The 15,380-nt window shown below is 61.7% G+C and carries 17 protein-coding genes and 1 pseudogene; 12 read left to right on the top strand and 6 right to left on the bottom strand.

Features of this window, described 5'->3' with window-relative positions:
• Nucleotides 1-169: 169 nt before the first annotated feature.
• On the top strand, nt 170-589 hold the full coding sequence (locus EV698_RS06855; RefSeq protein ID WP_130503350.1) for a protein-export chaperone SecB: 420 nt from the start codon (nt 170-172) through the stop codon (nt 587-589).
• A gap of 21 nt (nt 590-610) precedes the next feature.
• Here EV698_RS06855 and EV698_RS06850 read toward each other — a convergent pair whose 3' ends face one another.
• Both EV698_RS06850 and EV698_RS06845 read right to left on the bottom strand, forming a co-directional pair.
• Complete coding sequence (locus tag EV698_RS06850; RefSeq protein WP_239016226.1) at nt 611-1,369, bottom strand: RES family NAD+ phosphorylase; 759 nt, start codon at nt 1,367-1,369, stop codon at nt 611-613.
• A gap of 2 nt (nt 1,370-1,371) precedes the next feature.
• Nucleotides 1,372-1,542 (bottom strand): annotated as a pseudogene (locus EV698_RS06845) (MbcA/ParS/Xre antitoxin family protein); the annotation flags it as partial.
• On the opposite strand from EV698_RS06845, the gene EV698_RS10405 reads away from it, so the two are divergent.
• Entirely contained in the window at nt 1,530-1,637 is a 108-nt protein-coding gene (locus tag EV698_RS10405) for a type II toxin-antitoxin system CcdA family antitoxin (protein WP_130503348.1), read from the top strand. The pseudogene EV698_RS06845 and the gene EV698_RS10405 sit on opposite strands and share 13 nt — an antisense overlap.
• A gap of 18 nt (nt 1,638-1,655) precedes the next feature.
• On the opposite strand, the gene EV698_RS06835 is transcribed toward EV698_RS10405, so the two are convergent.
• Nucleotides 1,656-2,075: a putative toxin-antitoxin system toxin component, PIN family gene (locus EV698_RS06835; RefSeq protein WP_239016225.1), complete on the bottom strand. Its 420-nt coding sequence runs from the start codon at nt 2,073-2,075 to the stop codon at nt 1,656-1,658.
• Nucleotides 2,072-2,296, bottom strand: a complete 225-nt coding sequence (locus EV698_RS06830) for an AbrB/MazE/SpoVT family DNA-binding domain-containing protein (RefSeq protein WP_130503346.1) — start codon at nt 2,294-2,296, stop codon at nt 2,072-2,074. The genes EV698_RS06835 and EV698_RS06830 overlap by 4 nt, the downstream gene beginning before the upstream one ends.
• Nucleotides 2,297-2,563: 267 nt before the next feature.
• Here EV698_RS06830 and EV698_RS06825 point away from each other — a divergent pair, with 267 nt between their 5' ends.
• From EV698_RS06825 to EV698_RS06785, 9 genes are all read left to right on the top strand, one after another.
• Entirely contained in the window at nt 2,564-3,127 is a 564-nt protein-coding gene (locus tag EV698_RS06825) for a hypothetical protein (protein WP_130503345.1), read from the top strand.
• A gap of 37 nt (nt 3,128-3,164) precedes the next feature.
• A complete protein-coding gene (locus EV698_RS06820) occupies nt 3,165-4,376 on the top strand; it encodes an outer membrane beta-barrel protein (RefSeq protein WP_165385742.1) in 1,212 nt (403 codons plus the stop codon).
• A 32-nt stretch (nt 4,377-4,408) separates the two neighbouring features.
• Nucleotides 4,409-4,960, top strand: coding sequence for a polysaccharide biosynthesis/export family protein (locus EV698_RS06815; protein ID WP_207220508.1), 552 nt, complete (start codon nt 4,409-4,411; stop codon nt 4,958-4,960).
• Nucleotides 4,961-4,962: 2 nt separating this feature from the next.
• Entirely contained in the window at nt 4,963-7,218 is a 2,256-nt protein-coding gene (locus EV698_RS06810; RefSeq protein ID WP_130503343.1) for a GumC family protein, read from the top strand.
• Between the two features lie 11 nt (nt 7,219-7,229).
• Nucleotides 7,230-7,970, top strand: coding sequence for a tyrosine-protein phosphatase (locus EV698_RS06805; RefSeq protein WP_130503342.1), 741 nt, complete (start codon nt 7,230-7,232; stop codon nt 7,968-7,970).
• A gap of 11 nt (nt 7,971-7,981) precedes the next feature.
• Nucleotides 7,982-8,719, top strand: a complete 738-nt coding sequence (locus EV698_RS06800; protein ID WP_130503341.1) for a hypothetical protein — start codon at nt 7,982-7,984, stop codon at nt 8,717-8,719.
• Nucleotides 8,716-10,074 carry an O-antigen ligase family protein gene (locus tag EV698_RS06795; protein ID WP_130503340.1) on the top strand — a complete coding sequence of 453 codons (1,359 nt, stop codon included), beginning with the start codon at nt 8,716-8,718 and terminating at the stop codon, nt 10,072-10,074. Before EV698_RS06800 ends, EV698_RS06795 begins: the two co-directional genes overlap by 4 nt.
• A 172-nt stretch (nt 10,075-10,246) precedes the next feature.
• The gene (locus EV698_RS06790) at nt 10,247-10,564 is read left to right on the top strand and encodes a DMT family transporter (RefSeq protein ID WP_130503339.1); all 318 of its coding nucleotides are present in this window, start codon (nt 10,247-10,249) and stop codon (nt 10,562-10,564) included.
• Nucleotides 10,565-10,675: 111 nt separating this feature from the next.
• Nucleotides 10,676-11,152 (top strand): Dps family protein, encoded by a 477-nt coding sequence (locus tag EV698_RS06785; protein WP_130503338.1) that lies wholly within the window; start codon nt 10,676-10,678, stop codon nt 11,150-11,152.
• A 113-nt stretch (nt 11,153-11,265) separates the two neighbouring features.
• Here the strand turns inward: EV698_RS06785 and EV698_RS06780 are convergent, their stop codons facing one another.
• Together EV698_RS06780 and EV698_RS06775 are read right to left on the bottom strand one after the other, a co-directional pair.
• Nucleotides 11,266-11,607, bottom strand: coding sequence for a CcdB family protein (locus EV698_RS06780; protein WP_130503337.1), 342 nt, complete (start codon nt 11,605-11,607; stop codon nt 11,266-11,268).
• Nucleotides 11,608-11,644: 37 nt separating this feature from the next.
• The gene (locus tag EV698_RS06775; protein WP_130503336.1) at nt 11,645-11,899 is read right to left on the bottom strand and encodes a type II toxin-antitoxin system CcdA family antitoxin; all 255 of its coding nucleotides are present in this window, start codon (nt 11,897-11,899) and stop codon (nt 11,645-11,647) included.
• Nucleotides 11,900-12,622: 723 nt separating this feature from the next.
• Between EV698_RS06775 and EV698_RS06770 the strand changes: the two genes are divergently transcribed.
• Entirely contained in the window at nt 12,623-14,656 is a 2,034-nt protein-coding gene (locus tag EV698_RS06770) for an acyltransferase family protein (RefSeq protein ID WP_165385741.1), read from the top strand.
• Nucleotides 14,657-15,380 lie beyond the last annotated feature (724 nt).

Below are 15,380 nucleotides of genomic sequence, written 5' to 3'. Positions count from 1 at the left end.
TTACTGATGGAGCTATTACTGGCTGCTATTGAGGCCTAAGTCGTGCGTGTAACAAGCAAGCGGCAGATCACCATCCAGCAGCGGCAACGCATCGAGGCCGCCATCCAATCAGTGGCCGGCAGTGCGAGACGAGCGAGGATGATGGGCAATCACGCGAATAGGAACCCCCATGACGCCTGAACTGCAGTTCGAGCACTATTTCTTCAAGCGGCTCCTGGTGGACACCCGTTTGCCGGACGGCGGACAGGCCCTCGACTTTGAGTACCCGCTCGAGGTGTCCACCGCCATCGAGCTCTATCCCCTCCTAGGTGACGAGAATCGCTTCCAGCTGCGACTGATCATCGAGCGCGATGCAGCGGATCTACCGCCCGGCGCCTACCAGGTTGAAGTCGAGGTTTACGGGATCTTCCGGGCATCCGGTGATCAGTCGCAGGCCGACAAGGAGAAGGCAGTGCGCCTCACCGGGGCACCGATCCTGTACGACGCGGCCCGCGAGCACCTGCTGGCCGTGACAGGCCGCGGCCCATGGCCTGCCCTGATGCTACCGATCGCGAGCTTTGTGCCGGAGGGCTCGGATAAGTCGACCTGAGACGGGCAGCGACTGGGCCGCCTAAACAGCAGGCGCAGGCAACCGTCCATCCACGAGAAACAGCTCGAGGGAGTAATGCTCCAGCGAGTGGTCCGCGAGACAGAGAAGGCGAACACCCTGACCGTCCACCTCGCACAGCCATTGCTGCGGGTCGCTGATGCCCGTCGACGCGAAGGCCTGGGGCTCGAATAGCCCGACATTCGTGCCGCCGGACGGATCACGGGCCGATGTGAACTCGAAGGCGAGTATCCCGGCGGCGCGCATCACGGCCCCCAGGGCCTGCGTCGGCCCGTAATGCTCGGAGTCGGTCAATGTCACCTGCCGCTCGGAAAAAGGGGTGCGCTGCAGCTGCAGGCCGCACTGGGTCCGACATCGAGTGCCGTAGAGCGTGTGCTCGCTGCGCACCGGTCGCTCGGGCGGTGCCAACATCCCCGACCAGAACACCAGGCGGTAATACGCCATCTCGGCGCGCGCCGTGTGCGGGCGATGGGCGCCGTAGAAAATGGATGGCTCATAGCGCCCCCCGAATCGTGAACCGTGCCTGAGCGGGGGGTGGCGGAACGGCGTCATCAGTAGATAGTGGAGACCGACACTCCCGGGCCGGATCGGTGGCTTGCTCGCCTCCAGTAGATTTTCCAGGAGGCTTTGTTCCTCCAGCGTATCGACAATGCTGTTCGTGGCGATTCGCTCCTGACTCCCAACGACACGATAGAGCCGCCCATAAATGGGAGTGACGTAGTCGCGGACAGTCAGGCCCTGCCACTGGACCGGTTCGGCCACCCTCAGACCTTGCCGCGGATGGCGTCGAGGTAATCGCAGACATGGACGAGACCTTCGATCGAACCTAATTGCTCAGCGGGCACGCCGCCGGTGTGGTGGTTGTCGGTGTGCATCCAGTGGCGCATGTGTTGGCTGTCTCCGCCCATGAGGGCATAGAGTCGTGCGCAAGCGCGACAACTGGCAACAGGAAAATGCCAGCGCCTTGGCAAGTTCGAATGCATACGTTGAGGCGAACGGCTTGCCTCTGGCTCGGCATCGCCGGTTCTGATGGCCCGTTTCGAACTCTTCAGGTGAGCCAGTCGGCGAATTCCGAGGCGCTGACGATCGGGATAGAGAATTCCCCTTTCACCGCTTGAAGGTGCTTGTCGCCGCTGACCAGAGCATTGGCATCGGCGACATCTGCGAGCAGCAGAAACATCCTGTCATCAGGGTCGTCGATCGCGGGTAGTGCTCGGCCGGCCGTCGTCACGGTGATGGTCTCTACCCATGGCAGATAATCGGCCAGCAGCGCTTCCTGTTCATCGGCCGACAGCTGGAATTTGGGGTAGGCGAGGACCCGAAGCAGCTCGGCGGCGGTGGCATGGCTTGCGAGTGGAATGAAACGCCGGGCCTGCCAACCCGTGCGCAGCCAGTCCGTACGCCTGTTTGAGAATAGCAGTGCCGAAACCAGGCAGTTGGTATCGAGCACCACGCGAGGTGTCGTCACGAGCGCTGTCTTGCCCAGCTAACGGCATCGCCAACATCCTGCTCATCAATGCCCAGCGCCTTGAGTTTTTCCCGCACGGCTTCGGCCTGTTGCAGACGCACGGGCGCTAGCACGATGCGACCTGCGTCAACACTCACCTCGTAGTAATCGGCGGCGCCGGTTGACTCGACGATGGCCTTGGGCAGCGTGATTTGATTCTTGCTGGTGCGTTTGGCGAGCATTTCGATCTCTCAGTAAGAAAACAAGGAATTAGTCTTTATTGGACTATAGGATCGCTTTTCCGCTGACACAAGGATGTTGCTGGTAGGCGATCTTCGTTGAAGGGTCAGTCGCCCCCTGCACACGGCGAGTGTGTATGCATCAATGTGTATAAATGATGTGCGAGGGGTTCGGTAGAGGGTTAACGGCTCCCGGCACGGAACTTTATTTGCGCTGCCCAAATACTGATTTACACTTCCCCCACATATCGAAACAGCAGGACAGCTGCCATGAAAAAAGGACTGCTCGCCGCGGGGCTGGCCCTCGCACTTATCACGCCCCTGGCGCAAGCCGATCAGGCGGCGGTCGACCGGCTTCGTGAGGCAGGATTCCCGCTGACCCCCGAGGCCGAGGCCGAAGTACTGGCCGCACCCGCCGATCAGGTCGGATCGGTGCTCTCGCGCCTTGTCGACCAGGCAGTTCGCGCCAATCCGGCCGGTGCTGGCGACATCGTGAGTAGCGCCGTGACGGCCGAGCCGGGTCAGGCTGCCGCCATTACAGCGGTCGCCGTTGCCGCGGTGCCGAACCAGGCCGCCGCTGTAACGAGTGCCGCTGTCACCGCCGCCCCGGATGCCGCTGCCGATATCGCTGCGGCTGCGGTTGGAAGCGCACCCGAGGCCGCCGACTCGATCAGGCAGGCCGCGATTAATAGTGCACCCGACCAGGCGGCTAATATTCAGGCGGCCAGCGGTGATGCGCAGAGGGAGAGCCAGCAGACCTCGCAGACAATGAATCAGGGCAACGCTAATCTGTCGGGCGACGACGTCAGCGATAATGTTGCCAGCGATAACTGACAGGCAGCCCAACCCCAAGCGACAAGGGATTAAACCGATGCAACGCTATCAATCCGGTGCTGCGCTGCTTGCCGCGGCCGCCCTGCTGACGACCGCTGGCACGGCTCATGCCGTCGACCCGATGCCCCTCAATCAGGATGGGCCGTTCGAGTTCATTCCCACGATCAAGGTCAGCCAAGGCTACGACGACAACGTCAACGAATCCGCAGATGGCGATGAGGAGAGCTCGAACGTCACCAAGGTCGCGCCGAGCTTCCTGCTTCGCGCCCAGGAGCAGGCGAATCGCTATCAGCTGCGCTACACGCCCAGCTTCCAGCGCTATAGCCACGACAGCGATGAGAATCGCGTCAATCATAACGCCGCCGCGACGGCACAATTGACGCTGGACTCCCGGAACCGCCTGGGGCTGGGGCTGACGGCCAATCGCAACCAGTCGACTCCCGGGGACTCCGAGGGCGACCCGGACGAGGGCGATATCAACGAGCGCCTCGCGTTCAACGGTGACTACACCTTCGGCGCCCGCGGCGCACAGGGCCAGATCGAGCTGGACGGCGGCTACGTCTGGAACCGCTACGCCAATAACTTGACGGGCACCGCCAACAACCAGTCCGAGGAATACGACAGTCCCCGGTTCGGGGCGAGGTTCCTTTGGCGAGCGAGTCCCAAGACCCAGCTGTTCGTCGAGGGCCGTTACGCCGACTTCAACTACACCTGGTCCGAAAGCAGACTCGACAGTGAAAACCTCAGCGCCTCCGTCGGTGCACGCTGGCAGGCAACCGCCAAGACCTCCGGCAGTTTCCAGGTAGGCCGCCAGGAAAAAAGCTTTGACGATGCCACCAAGTCCGATGAGGACGTTAATAGCTGGCAGGCACAGGTGACCTGGAGCCCCGAGACCTATTCCTCGGTGACGCTCGCCACGGCGAATACGCTGGAAGAGGGCAGTGAGGCATCTGCCGGCAAGAGTCGTGAGAACGCCGTTGAGCAGACCACCTATTCCATCAACTGGGATTACGCCTGGAGCGGTCGGGTGAACACCAACCTCGGCTACAGCCTCCTTGAGGAAGATTCCGTGGGCGGCAATTTGGATGGACAGAGCGAGGAGACCGATACCGTGACGGCCGGAGTCTCGTACAGCTTCCGCCGCTGGCTGGACTTCGGGTTCGAGACCCGGTTCAAGGACAATAGCGCTGATGTCGGTGACGGCTACGACCGGAATACCTACTTCCTGACCGCCACCCTGAGTCTGTGAACCGCAACAACCTGACGGAGGAGCGCTTCACCTTGGCGCAATCCAGGCGCGCCCTGTGCATGTTGATGGCCCTACTGCTGGGCCTGGTCAGTATGTCCGCCGCACAGGGCCAGAACGCGAATGACCGTTACCGACTGGGTTCTGGAGATGTCATCAGCATTCGGGTATTCGGCGAGGAGCAGCTCAGTTTCGATCGGCTCCGTCTGAGCGATGCGGCGACAGTGCCCTATCCTTTCCTCGGTGAGGTCCGGGCCAAGGGCCGAACACCGGTCGAGCTCGAGCAGCTGATCACCGAGGGATTGAAGGGCGACTACCTCATCAACCCCCGCGTCACGGTCAACGTTATCGAGTATCGCCAGTTCTACATCAACGGCGAGGTCGAGGATCCCGGCGGCTATGCCTTCCAGCCCGGCATGACGGTGCGTAAGGCCATCGCGCTGGCGGGCGGCGTCACGGATCGCGCCTCGACCAATAAAATGTTCGTGACCCGCGAAGGCGACCCCGAGGGACGCGAACGATCGGTCGAGCTCGAGACCCGGCTACGGCCCGGCGACATCCTCACTATCGATGAGAGTTTCTTCTAGGCATGGCGACGAATAACCCGGGAACGGCCCAACCCGATGACGATGACGTCATCGATCTCCGCAAGCTCTGGGTCACACTCATGCGCCACAAGTGGGGGATCATCACGCTCCCGCTGCTCGTGGCCATGCTGGTCTACCTGTATGTCTCGACGCTGACCCCTATTTACCGGGGGACCAGTACGCTGCTGATCGAGTCCGATCGCGGTAACGTGGTGGGTATCCAGGGCGTCGATTCCATGGCGGCCGGTCGCGAGTATCTGCAGACGCAGTTCGAGCTGCTCAAATCCCGCGGTCTCGCCGAGAAAGTGGTCCGCGACCTGAACCTGACCGATCATCCCGAGTTCGATCCCGAGCAGCAGGAACCGCCGCTGATCGATCTCGCCGCGCTCACCGACTGGCGGGGCTGGATACGCGCGATCGGCCTGGACGACATGATCTCGGTGACGCAGCCCGAGGAGCTGGCACCGAACGAGCTGACCGACGAGCAACGCTTCGAGCGCGTCGTTAGCGCCTTCCGGGGTCGCGTCACGGTCGAGCCGCGGCGTAACACGCAGCTCGTCGACATCCAGGTGGAAATGGCCGATCCCCAGACCGCTGCCGAGGCGGCCACCGCGCTTGCCAATGGCTACATCGAGCGCCAGCTCCAGGCCCGCCTCGACATGACCGAGCAGGCCACCGGCTGGATGAGCGATCGCATGGCCGAGCTCAAGGAGCAGCTCAAGCAGTCCGAGCGCAAGCTGCAGGCCTATGTCGAGAAGGAGGACCTGATCGACATGGACGGCGTCACCACGGTGGAGGGCTCGGAGCTCAGCCAGCTCAACAGCCGCCTGGTGGAGGCCCGCCAGGCACTGGCCCGGGCGGAGAACCAGTACCAGCAGATCGCCGATGTGACGGATGCCAGCTGGCGAGAGCAGGCGACGGTGCCGGTGGTCCGCAGTAACAAACTGGTCTCGGATTTCCTTGCCGAGGAGGCTCAGGCGCGCGCCAAGGTGGACGAGCTCTCCCAGCGTTATGGCCCGCGGCACCCGACCATGATCGAGGCGCAGAACGAGCTGAACTCCGCCACCGAGAGCCTGCGCAACCAGGTTCGGCAGGTGGTCGCGAGCATCGAGCAGAAATACGAGCTGGCCCAGGCCGATCTGAATTCGCTGAAACAGGCATTCGAGAACAACCGCGAGGCGATTCGCGAGGTCCAGAGCAAGGAGTTTCGCTTCCAGGAGCTCCAGCGCGAGGTGGAGACCAACCGCACGCTCTACAACACCTTCCTCAATCGCCTGAAGGAGACGACGGCGACCGCGGATGTCCAGGACGCCAACGCCCGTGTGGTGGACGACGCGGTGGTGCCGCGCGGCGCGGTCAAACCCCGCAAGGCACGGATTACGCTGATCTCGGCCGTCCTCGCCCTTCTGGGCTCGATTGGCCTGGCGTTGCTGCGCGAGCAGTTCGATAACCGCGTCCGCGGTAGTGGCGATGTCGAGGACAAGCTCGGCCTGCCCATGCTCGGCCTGCTGCCGCTGCAGAAAAAGCGTATGGAGCGTAAGCAGATCGCGCGGCTCTACTCCTCCGATCGGGATCGGGCCTTCTCCGAGGCCGTGCGCACCATCCGGACCGGTGTCGTGCTCTCGGGACTGGATGATCCCCACAAGATTATCGTGGTGACGTCATCGACGCCGGGCGAGGGCAAGACCTCGCTGGTCTCGAACCTCGGTGCCGCGCTGGGGCAGATGGAGCGCGTCCTGGTGCTCGAGGCGGATATGCGCAAACCCACGTTCCGCCGGATCTTCGATTTCGACGACGACCGGTTCGGGCTTGCCGATGTGGCGGCGGGCAATGCCACGAGTGAGCAGGCCATCCAGTCCTTCGACGGCATGGATGTCATGGCCTGCGGGACGCTGCCGCCCAATCCGCTGGAGCTGCTCTCCACCCGGCGCTTTACCGAGCTGCTGGAGAAGCTGGCGACGCAGTACGATCGCATCATCATCGATGCGCCGCCGGTGCAGGCGGTCAGCGACCCGCTGGTGCTCGCCACGCAGGCCAGCACCGTGATCTACATGGTCAAGTCCGACGCCACGCCGGTGCCGCTGATCCGCAAGGGCCTCGAGCGCCTGGCGGAGGTCAACGCGCCGCTTGCCGGCATCGTCCTCGACCACGTCGACGTCAAGAAATCGCGTAAGTACGGCTACGGTTACGGCTATGGCAGCAAGTACGGCGCCGAGGGCTACTACGACTACTACGGCTACAGCAGCGCCCAGCGCTGAGTGCGCACGGCATGATCGATCTGCATAATCACCTGCTGCCGGGTATCGATGACGGCGCCGAGGACATGGCCGAGGCACTGGCCATGGCGCGGCTGGCCGTGGCGGATGGGGTGACGCACCTGGTCTGCACCCCGCATATCCACCCCGGGCTCTACGACAACACCGCCGAGGGCATCGACGCGGTCCTGCGGGACTATCGGCAGGCCCTCGACGCGGCAGGGGTCGACCTGACCGTGACGGCGGCGGCGGAGGTGCGCTTCGGTCTGGAGGTAATGACCGGAGCCCAGGCGGGGACGCTGCCCCTGCTCGGCGAATGGGAGGGGCAGCGGGTCCTGCTGCTGGAATTCCCGCACACGGAGATCCCGTTCGGCGCCGAGCGACTGACGGAGTGGCTGATCGCCCGCGATATCCGCCCGATGATCGCCCACCCGGAGCGTAACCGCGATATCGTCAATGACCCCGGCAAGCTCCGCCCCTTCCTCGAGCAGGGTTGCCTCACACAGGTGACGGCCAGCGCCCTGACCGGGCAGTTCGGGCCGGGGTCGCAGTCCCGAGCCGAACAGCTGGTGAGCGAGGGCGCGGCGACCTGTCTGGCCTCGGACGCGCACAACACGGGCAACCGGCCGCCGTGCCTGTCCCGGGGCGTGGCCGCCGCGGCCGCCCTGATTGGCAAGGAAGCCGCTACCACGCTGGGACGCGACAACCCCTGGCGCATCGTGGCGGGCAGCTTCACCGCCGCCGCTGCAAGCTGAACGCCGCGTCGATGGATCAGACCGCCGGGCGCGTCCCCATTCGCCTTGCGGGCGCCGGGCTGATCGCCGTTGGCCTGATCGTCGCCGTGCTGGGCGGTCTGCTACTGCTCTCCGCCGCCAATGCCCATAACGCCCAGCGCTTTCTGAGCGACTGGGCGAAGACCGGCCGGGAGCCGGCGCCCGAGGCCTTCGCCGCCGCCGAGTCGGCCGCCATCCAGGCTATCCGTCTCTATCCCGGCGCGACCGGCGAGGGCTGGGACCGGCTGGGCCGCGTCTATGACTGGGCGCACTGGCGCCAACCCATCGCCGATCAGGCCCTGCCGTCCACGCCCATCCGCCCCGCCCGCATCCTCGCTGCCCCCGTCGGTGCCGCCGGCGCCGATGACCCGCGCACGACGCGGCTGCGGGCCCTCTATGCCCATCAACGGGCGGTGGAGCTGCGTCCCCTCTGGCCCTACGGCATGGCGCGGCTCGCCTTTGCGCGGCTGCGTGCCGGCGGGACTGGCGAACAGCTCGATAGCCTGATCCGGGAGGCGTTCCGGCTTGGGCCCTGGCGGCCATCGGTCAATCGGCGGCTGACGGAGGTCGGGCTGCTGGGCTGGCGCTGGCTGGAACCCGAGACGCGTGATGTGGTGCTGGAGAACGCCCGCCGGACGGTGCGCTTCAGCAAGTCGGACGAGCGCTGGGTACTGAATCTCGCCGAGGCCACCGGCAAGCGCCTCCTCATCGAGACCCTGGTGCTGCCATGAGGCTGGATCGGGCGGTAATCGCCGGGGTGCTGGCGCTGCTGGTGTGGATGCCCGTGCCGCTTGCGAGTAACCGACCGGCCTCGGCGGCGTTCATCGTGCTGGCCGTGGGCGGGCTGCTGGTGTTGTGGGGGGCGCATCTGCTGCGTGATCCGCTGCGTCAGTCGTGGCGGGCGGTGCGCGCCGGCGTCATCCCGCTGGGCCTGTTGCTCGCCGTGCAGGGGTGGGTGGCCGTGCAGTATGTCGGCGGGTTGAGCAGCGATCCGGGGGCGACCATGGAGTACCTGGCGCTGGGGCTTGCCTACACCGGGCTGTTTGCGCTGGTGCTGGGGGTCTTTACGACCCGCAAGCGGCTCAACTGGCTGCTCGGCGTGCTTGTGGTGAGCGGGACGCTGCAGGCGTTCTATGGCGCGTTGCTGGTGCTGACCGACTTCAGCTGGCTGGCGATCGGTTCGGACAGCGGCGGGGTGGTCAGCGGCACATTTGTCAATCGCAATCACCTCGCCGGCTACCTGGAGATGACGCTTGCCTGCGGGATCGGCTGGATGCTCGCCCTGCGCGAAGACCGGGATTTCCGCTGGCATCACCTGGCGGAGCTTCTGATCGGGCCGAAGGCGCGGATCCGCCTGGCGCTGATCATCATGGTGATCGCGCTGGTGATGAGTCATTCGCGGATGGGCAACACGGCGTTTTTCTCGAGCCTGATCATCATGGGCGGGCTGTTCACGCTGGCGACGCCCGAGCACCGCGGCCGCAATGCGCTGATCCTGGTGAGCGTGCTTGTCATCGATGTGCTGGTGATCAGCCAGTGGTTCGGCCTCGAGGAGCTCCAGCAGCGCTTGGCCGATACGCGCTTCGAGGACGAAGTGGCGATGGTGGAGGACGATTCCGGGGCGACCCGCGAGGTCGTGGTGCGCCGCGAGAATGTCGATCGCGATGATGTGTTTGCCTATGCCTTACCACAGTGGCGCGAACGTCCGGTGGCGGGCTTCGGCGCGGGGACATTCGAGACGAGCTTCCAACGCTTCCCCGGCCGGGATGTCACGGCGCTGTTCGACCATGCCCACAACGATTTCCTGCAGTTCGCCATCGAGTACGGGGTGGTCGGGGTACTGCCGCTGGCGGGGTTCGTGGTGTTCGCGTTCTACCGCGCGCTGGCGCCGGTCTGGCAGCGGCGGTCGCTGTATCGCAGTGGTGTCGGGATGGGCGCCGCGATGGGGATACTGGCGTTGATGATCCACAGCAGTACGGATTTCAACCTGCAGATCCCGGCGAATGCGGCGACGTTCGTGGTGCTGTGTGCCATCGCGGTCCTGGCGAACGCCCATCATCGGGGGCATCGTCGGCCTTCGACTTAATCGTGGTGGTCGGGTTTTGTCATCGTTTCCCAACTCCTTGCACATCGCCTATACACACTGATCGATACGTATTGGTCGTGTGCAAGCGCTCGGGGAAAAGGGTTCAACTCCTTCCATTACCCGATCCCGGTTGCCTGATAAGCTGCGCCGATGGATTCAAATAGGAGATCTCATGCCCGCCTGGCTGTTGCTGATCGGCGCGGTCACCATGGAGGTGATCGGTACGACCGCGCTCAAAATGTCCGAAGGTTTTTCCCGGTTCTGGCCGAGCGCCACGACGGTCGCGGCCTATATGCTCGCTTTTATCGCGCTGGGGTTCGTGTTGAAGCGCATGGAAGTGGGCGTGGCCTATGCGATCTGGGCCGGCCTGGGGACGGCGATGGTGGCGATGGTCGGCGTGTTGTTCTTTGGTGAGTCGATGGACTGGATCAAGGCGAGTAGCCTGATGTTGATCGTGCTGGGACTCGTGGGGTTGAACCTGGCGGGATGAGGCCCGAAGTCATTCGGTGTGTGGCACTGCGCGCTTGGGTGAAAACCCGAACGATGTTACATTGAAACTGTTCTAAACAAAGCGCCAAGGCGGCGCGGAAAGGAGGTCATCATGGCCACGCCTGCAATCAATATTGGTATCGAAGAAAACGCCCGCGTCGAGATCGCCGACGGCGTCAGCCGTGTGCTGGCGGACAGCTACGCGCTGTATCTCAAGACCCACAACTTCCACTGGAACGTGACCGGTCCGATGTTTAACACCTTGCACATGATGTTCGAGGAGCAGTACACGGAGCTGGCGACGGCGGTGGATGAGATCGCCGAGCGCATCCGGGCGCTGGGCGCACGGGCGCCGAGCAGCTTCAGCGAGTACTCGCGGCTGACCTCCGTTCCGGAGGAAACCTCGACGCCGAACGCCCAGGATATGATCCGTCAGCTGGTGACCGATCACGAGATCGTGGCCCGGACCGCCCGCGAGGTGTTTGTCACCGCGGACGAGGCCCACGACGAGCCGACGGCCGATCTGCTCACCGAGCGTATGAAGCTCCATGAGAAGACCGCGTGGATGCTGCGGAGCATGCTCGAGTAAGGGCTCTGGGTCGGGGCGCCCGGCCCTAGGTCGGGCGACTCGGTTCTGGCCAGCCTCTCCCCTGGCCAAGGCAGGTTGGCAGCGCGCCACCATGCTCAGGCGCGCCGGTCTAGTCACCCCATTCCGGTAAAAACCAGCTCGATCGCTCCAAGGATTCGGTCGCCATCACCCCACAGGCTATCGACTCTCTCGCCGAGATCGCGCCGCGCGATTCCCGCCATCTCCGAAATCGTGAGAACCAGGTTTGCCCCCGGGTCGCAGTCCAGATCGACGCGTAGGTTGAGCTGGCCGATGACCTGTCCGCCATTCAGCGCGTGGTAGATCGGTGCGACGACAACGGTGTCGAGTCGTTGCAGAACGAAGCTCTGCAGGCAGACGACGTAGGGCGCGTTGCGGTCTTCGAAACCGCGGTTTACGAGGTGGACGGCGTAATCGGACGGTGGGGTTCTCAGCATGGGATGGGTGCCTATCGGGTACCTGTCGGGTGGCTATCTATCGGGTGCGGGTGCCGAAAGTTGGGATCGTGCGACTTTTCACCCGGCGGTTGTAGGCGGCGATATTCTCGTCGTTGGCCTGGTGCCACGCCTCGATGCGGGTGGGGACAATCACCTCGCGCAGACGCGCCTCGAGCTCGGCGGAGAGATTCAGGTCAAGCGCTTTGGCTTCGTCGAGCAGGTCCGGGTCGACGGTGACGTTGATGCGTTTTTTGGCCGGCTTGGGCATGAAAGCTTCGCTGCGCGGGAACATGCGTGATTGCTCCTCAACGGATGACGAGGAAACGCTAGCAGGGCCGGGCGGTATCCCGGCGGGACGCGGGGTTAGCGGTGGTGATTGACTGACGGGTGGTCTGTGAGCTTCCCGCTGTTGGGGGCCGTCCGTTGTCAGCTCTTCCCGACCCTTTGCACACGCGCTATACACATCAATGGGTGTGTATTGGCCGTGTGCAAGCCGCCAGAGATAGGTAAGAGCTTCTGATCCGTTCGCATCCCGGCCCGATTGGATTTACCCAGGTTGTCGCGTGAATGCGGAATGCTTCCGATCTGGGATATTGATTCCACGCTATCGGGGAGGGCGCGGCGGAAACCATGTCCCACTTAAGTGGAAAACGCACATGAAAAGGCGTGGCTTGCAATCTAGTCCGGATCGGCTGGGGTAAAAGCCCCGTGATCAGAGCGGTCGCTTCTTGACCTATGCTCCAAACGAACCCCCGTTCTTGTGTGTCGGGGGCAGCGAGATGAAATCTATGCGGAGAATTGGAAATTTATCCTGATGATCCGCGACAATGGGCAGTGGCAGTGGCAGTGGCAGTGGCAGTGGCAGTGGCTAGGGCACCTTCCAGTGGGGCCTCTACCTCGCGGTGGTAGCTGATCCGATTATTCTGAAAAATATTGAGTGCTACTGAGACTGCCTAGGTTCTGCATCGAAAGCTTACAGACTACTTGGCAACCGACACCTGAAAAGGAAAATTCAGTGCAGTACCGTCCCGAGATTGACGGCCTTCGTGCGATTGCTGTTCTCCCCGTTATCCTCTTCCACGCTGACTTGTCCCTGCTCTCCGGCGGCTTTGTCGGCGTCGATATCTTCTTTGTCATCAGCGGCTACCTGATTACCACCATCATCTACCAGGAGATGGTTCAGGGCCGGTTCTCCATGTGGCGTTTCTACGAACGGCGCGCTCGGCGCATCCTTCCCGCCCTGTTCGTAGTCTCACTCGCCTGTATTCCCTTCGCCTGGCTCTGGATGGTGCCAAACGAGTTCAAGGACTTCAGTCAGAGCCTGGTCGGTGTGGCGACCTTCACCTCCAATATCCTCTTTTGGCGGGAGAGCGGATATTTTGCCGCTGCCGCCGAATTAAAGCCCCTGCTGCACACATGGTCACTGGCGGTTGAAGAGCAGTTCTACATTCTCTATCCGCCGCTGTTGCTTGCGCTCTACCGCTTCCTCCCGAAAGCGCTATTTTTGATTATCAGCTCAGGGGCTCTGATAAGCCTGGGTCTCGCCCACTGGGCTTCTTCGGCGCACCCTAGTGCCAATTTCTACCTGCTGCCCTCGCGTGGTTGGGAGCTCGGCATTGGTGCTTTGGTAGCGATACATCTCCACCGCCGGCGAGCTGCAGCTGCGTCACAAGAAGAGGTTGGTTTCAACAGTGGTGCGCCTTTCTCCCGCTCGATACGGGAGATCGCCGGTATTATCGGTCTGGGCCTGATCGCCTACGCCATATTCGCCTTCGACGAGACCACTCCCTTCCCGAGCCTCTGGACGCTGATCCCAGTCATTGGCGTTGCGCTGATCATTCTCGCCGCTGATCGCGACACCCTGATCGGACGCTTACTTGGTCTTCGTGTGCTGGTTGGTGTTGGTCTGATCAGCTACAGCGCCTACCTATGGCATCAGCCGCTGTTTGCCTTCGCACGTATCCGGCTCTTTGAGGGCGTGCCAGATGGGGTCTATTGGGCGCTGATCGTTGCTACCTTCGTATTGGCCTACCTGACATGGCTTGCCGTTGAAGTGCCTGCTCGCAAGCGACTCAAACTGCCTCGACCCAAAATTCTCTCAGGTGCCGTCGCCGGTCTTTTGGCGGTCGGCATTGTCGGGGGGATGGGCTGGATAAAGGGCGGTCTTCCAGACCGAAATGCTCCTTCTGGATTGAGCTTTTCTCAGATCGACGCCTCTGAAATGACCGAGGTTAATCATGGGCTCAGCAGCACCTGCGAAGGATCGTTTACTCTGTCGCCAGAATGCCGCACAGGAGAAAATCCCTCGGTCATGGTTTGGGGTGATAGCTATGCAATGCATTTAATGCAAGCACTGACCTCCAGTCAGGCTTCGGAAACTGTCGATTTTATTCAGTTTACGAAATCTGTATGCGCCCCCATCTTCGACTTGGCGATTACAGACCAAAAACGTGGCCGTGCATGGTCGGAGGGATGCATAGAATTCAACAGTCAAGTAAATAAATGGCTGCAAGAAAATTCCAGTGTTGAATATGTAATCATGTCGTCCCCGATGGGGATAATATCCAGCAATACCTATGATGATAGCGGAAATCTACACCCAACATCCGATTCCAAATCTATCGTAATGGAAAAACTAAACGAAACCGCTGATTACATCAGGAGTGTTGGTAAAACGCCTGTTTTTGTTGCTCCCCCTCCCAGAACTGGTGACAACCTTGCTCGCTGCGTCATTGGAAACCTTGTTTTCGGCAGCGGAGAAGGATCAGAAAATAGTTGTAGCTTCTCTCAAGGGGAAGTTAGCTCGGGTCATCAGCGTGTCACCCAGTTTCTCCATAGCTCTGAGCTCGACATGGCGGTAGTAGATCTATCAGACTATTTGTGTAATCAAAGTGGATGCAAAGCAGCTGTCGGAAAAACAAATATCTTTCGTGATTCCGGACACCTTTCCCATGCCGGGTCAGCACTTGTCGGTCGAGAAAGCAATCTTCTGGGTGCGGTTATGGCAGCGGCCGACAGCTATGCTGTAAATGAAGAGACGACGCATTAGGGTCCTCTCGCGATCTATGTGGGTAGACGGGTAGCTCGATTGAGTAGACGACGATCGATCTTATTGATACGTCGCACCCCCAAAATTCTGGTAATACCGAGATGGGGGGTCGTTATCCTAGCCCCGCCCGAAAAAGTTTATTTACCGCTATCTTTTGGCTGCTAATAGGGAGAGGTAGTGGTTAAAGATTCCTTTCACAACCACTGGCAGACGAAGTGTGGGCTTTACGGGATATACGGCTGGACGGGCTTGCAGATTATGTACACCCGGAACGCTCCAAACGTCGTAGTCGCGTTGTTTTCGGTGAAACTGCTTCGGTCGGAATGTGACGTCCTTTGATTATGACAATCAATACGCCTGTCGTAAGGCTGGTATTGCCGCAGCATATCGAATTTATATTGACATTGGCAGCGTGGCTCGAAGTTTTTCACAGGTGGTGTCATCATCTCTCTCAAACTCTTTGCACACTCCCCATACACATCCATCAGTGTGTATCCACAGTGTGCAAGCGGTCGGGAAGACCTGACAGTGCTCCGCCGATCTCAACGCGCCCCAGCGCCCCGGTGACCCTGCGCCTCAGCGCCCCACGCTACGCTACACACCGCATTGCCGCTCTCCGATATTCCAAAGCCGAATTTCCATATCGCCAGTTATTCGATCAATAACCGCCCAAAAGCGTTATGATCGCTGCACATCAACGTCACACATGACGCAAAAACAACGC

It is taken from the genome of Spiribacter vilamensis (genome assembly GCF_004217415.1).
Taxonomy (GTDB): Bacteria; Pseudomonadota; Gammaproteobacteria; order Nitrococcales; family Nitrococcaceae; genus Spiribacter; species Spiribacter vilamensis.
This window is presented reverse-complemented; position numbering and strand designations above follow the sequence as displayed.

Bases quoted from the DNA above. Each gene is read 5' to 3' on its own strand.
- EV698_RS06830 (WP_130503346.1), bottom strand. From the start codon at position 2,296: ATGCTCGCCAAACGCACCAGCAAGAATCAAATCACGCTGCCCAAGGCC.
- EV698_RS06785 (WP_130503338.1), top strand. From the start codon at position 10,676: ATGGCCACGCCTGCAATCAATATTGGTATCGAAGAAAACGCCCGCGTC.
- EV698_RS06780 (WP_130503337.1), bottom strand. From the start codon at position 11,607: ATGCTGAGAACCCCACCGTCCGATTACGCCGTCCACCTCGTAAACCGC.
- EV698_RS06805 (WP_130503342.1), top strand. From the start codon at position 7,230: ATGATCGATCTGCATAATCACCTGCTGCCGGGTATCGATGACGGCGCC.
- EV698_RS06795 (WP_130503340.1), top strand. From the start codon at position 8,716: ATGAGGCTGGATCGGGCGGTAATCGCCGGGGTGCTGGCGCTGCTGGTG.
- EV698_RS06820 (WP_165385742.1), top strand. From the start codon at position 3,165: ATGCAACGCTATCAATCCGGTGCTGCGCTGCTTGCCGCGGCCGCCCTG.
- EV698_RS06800 (WP_130503341.1), top strand. From the start codon at position 7,982: ATGGATCAGACCGCCGGGCGCGTCCCCATTCGCCTTGCGGGCGCCGGG.
- EV698_RS06775 (WP_130503336.1), bottom strand. From the start codon at position 11,899: ATGTTCCCGCGCAGCGAAGCTTTCATGCCCAAGCCGGCCAAAAAACGC.
- EV698_RS06790 (WP_130503339.1), top strand. From the start codon at position 10,247: ATGCCCGCCTGGCTGTTGCTGATCGGCGCGGTCACCATGGAGGTGATC.
- EV698_RS06855 (WP_130503350.1), top strand. From the start codon at position 170: ATGACGCCTGAACTGCAGTTCGAGCACTATTTCTTCAAGCGGCTCCTG.
- EV698_RS06825 (WP_130503345.1), top strand. From the start codon at position 2,564: ATGAAAAAAGGACTGCTCGCCGCGGGGCTGGCCCTCGCACTTATCACG.
- EV698_RS06810 (WP_130503343.1), top strand. From the start codon at position 4,963: ATGGCGACGAATAACCCGGGAACGGCCCAACCCGATGACGATGACGTC.